The following is a 2,687-nucleotide window of genomic DNA, read 5'->3' as shown; positions in this document are numbered from 1 at the left end:
AGTCCGAGTTTTTACTATGTCTATTAGCGCTTACTGCCTGTCTATTAGAGCTGATCACTCATACAGATAGGATATTTAGTAAAAGTATCGGATGCAATAAAGCGAGGAGTTGATATGAAGAACATGAGTAAAGTAATGATGGCCGCGACACTGGCAGTTGGCACACTTGCTGCGGGTTGCCAGACGACGAACTTGCCTGCGCCAGTTAACCAACCAATCACTGCAGATGTCTTGCAAGCACACAACTGGCAGCTCGTTGATGCCAAACGTAGCAATGGTGATAAAGTAACACAGCTGTTTTTTGACCCAGCCAAGCCGTTAACATTGAATTTTATGAATGATAACGGTAGAGATTACGTGGCATTTATGAATACCTGTAATAGCATGGGCGCTGGATGTAGTGTCGAAAACGGTGAAGTCGAGATTAAAAATGGTATCAGTACTATGATGGCATGTCCTGAACCACAAGCCAGCTTTGACACTGCTGCATTAGCCACTGTAAAAGGTAAATATAGCCTTAGTAAGAATGCCAACAACGTGCCTATTTTGACCATTAAAAATGATGATCAAGTCGCTTATTTTAAAGCCGTTACAAAATAGCTTAATGATTGAGTAAACAGTTTGACTGGTTCGGGAGTTTAAACAATTAAAATTATTTGTCTAAAACTACTCGTTTAAAATTGCTCATTTAAAGCTACTCTTCTTCAAACGCAAAATGCCTCACTATCAAGTGGGGCATTTTTTTATCCAAAGTTGGACTCAGTTTAGGCTACACTAGAGCAATAACCCTATAATACCTTTGATATCGTAAGATACTAGCTATGGCGTTGAGTCGGCAACAGTGACGATAGTTTTTTAATTATTCACAATACTTTTATCATTAGGATCTATTGGATACCACGCTATGTTTGAAACCATAAAAGTCATTACTACGATAGCTATAGTTACCGTCCTCACTGGCTGTCAGACATTACCTAATAGCTCAGTAAAAAAGCCAACCAGTACAGTCGAGACCAATCCGCTGACTGCACGTATGCCTGTGATTGATCGCCTAGGATACATTGCCTATATAGAAGAGCAGGGCGTAGGTACGGCCAAAGTATCGACACTCTATAGTATTCGTCCTGACGGTAGCGATCGTCAGCTAATTGATCAGCTTAATGGCTATATCTATGCGCCAGCATGGTCGGCAGACGGACAACTGCTTGCCTATAGCAAACAAGCCCCGCGTGAGCATCCCAAAATTTATATTTATGATCGTAGTAGCAATACGCGCAACCTAGTGGTAAATGCTGAAGGCAGTAATATGTCAGCGTCATTTTCACCCGATGGTCAAGATTTGCTCTATAGCTCTACAGTCGGGGGTAATTCTGATATCTATAAGATGCGTCTGAGCGATGGTAAGACCCAGCAGTTAACGACCCTGCCGAGTACAGAGGTACAGCCTAGTTATGCTGCTGATGGCAAGAGCTTTGTCTATACCAGCGATAAAGTCCGTGCTGGACGACCGCGAATTTATCGTTATGACTTCGCTACGGGCAATGCGACACCTGTATCAACAAATGGGTATGTGGCCAGTCCTCAGCTTAGCTTAGATGGTCAGCGTATGGCCTACTTAAATGGTCGCAAGGCGGCTGTCATGACCTTGACGACGGGACAGGTGGTCAACTTGGCAGAAACAGGGCTTGATGAGCCTGCACGTCTATCTCCATCTGGCAATTATGCCGTCTATCCAACTCGCCGCTTGAGTGTGGGCGGGCAAGCAGCAGGCCAAAATGGTGGTAGTCTAGTTATCCATTCGCTGTCAGGCAATACCAGCTATGCCATTAGTGGTCAAAATGGTGGAGTCGTGCGCTCACCGATATGGGGTCGTTAGAGAAGTATGTCTCATGCCGTGATATGTATATAAACTTATTTGTAAAACAACATAAGTTTATAAATATTAAGTGAAGTGCCTCAGCTTTTGTAGTAGGTTATTACAAATAGAAGATTAGGTTCACAAAGGGAGAACCCGCGTAATGCAAGAGGCTTTTTTCGCGTTCATCACCAAAATAAGTTTATATCCAACGATTGTTTTCACCGGTCTTGTGATGTTCGTTACTCTATACTGGGTGGTATCTTTACTCGGCATGGCAGATATGGACAGCGTGGATGTTGGAGAGTCAGGTAGTGATGCTGCTGTCTCTGATTTATCATCGACCGGTTTTTTTACAGGCCTCATGCTGAAGTTTGGTCTCTACGGTGTGCCTCTAGTCATTATATTAAGCTTAGTGAGTTTAATCGGTTGGTTATTGAGCTATTTGTATACCAGTTTCTTACATCAAAATTTTGACTCTGGTGTTCTGTATTACGTGTTTGGCACAGGGGCACTAATATTCGTATTGGTCGTTTCTATGTGGCTAACAGGCATTATCATTTCACCCATTCGCAAAAACATTGCCAGAATCCCCAAACGTAATTCTGCTAATAATGTAGGCAAAATCGCGATTGTGCGTACACTTAGTGTGACGGACAAGCACGGTGAGGCAGAGTTGAATGATGGCGGTGCAGGTTTGATACTCAAGGTTCGTTCAGACAACAGCACTAGCTTACTGAAGAAGGGCGATAGAGTGATGTTGGTAGCGTATTTAGAAGAAACAAATACCTATCAAGTCGCTCCTGTTGAAGATAAATAATTATAAATCGTT

Annotated in this window: 3 protein-coding genes; all 3 read left to right on the top strand. The window is 42.8% G+C overall.

Annotation, left to right across the window (positions count from 1 at the left end; translation table 11 throughout):
- Positions 1–114 precede the first annotated feature (114 nt).
- Positions 115–600 (top strand): META domain-containing protein, encoded by a 486-nt coding sequence (locus CXF61_RS11470; RefSeq protein WP_165598277.1) that lies wholly within the window; start codon positions 115–117, stop codon positions 598–600.
- Positions 601–904: 304 nt separating this feature from the next.
- Positions 905–1,876 (top strand): PD40 domain-containing protein, encoded by a 972-nt coding sequence (locus CXF61_RS11465; RefSeq protein WP_165598276.1) that lies wholly within the window; start codon positions 905–907, stop codon positions 1,874–1,876.
- A gap of 142 nt (positions 1,877–2,018) precedes the next feature.
- Positions 2,019–2,675, top strand: a complete 657-nt coding sequence (locus CXF61_RS11460; RefSeq protein WP_165598275.1) for a DUF1449 domain-containing protein — start codon at positions 2,019–2,021, stop codon at positions 2,673–2,675.
- The last annotated feature ends 12 nt before the right edge of the window (positions 2,676–2,687 follow it).

Source organism: Psychrobacter sp. 4Dc (assembly GCF_002836715.1).
Lineage (GTDB): Bacteria > Pseudomonadota > Gammaproteobacteria > Pseudomonadales > Moraxellaceae > Psychrobacter.
The sequence above is the reverse complement of the archived record's forward strand: the minus strand, read 5'-3'. Positions and strand labels throughout refer to the sequence as shown.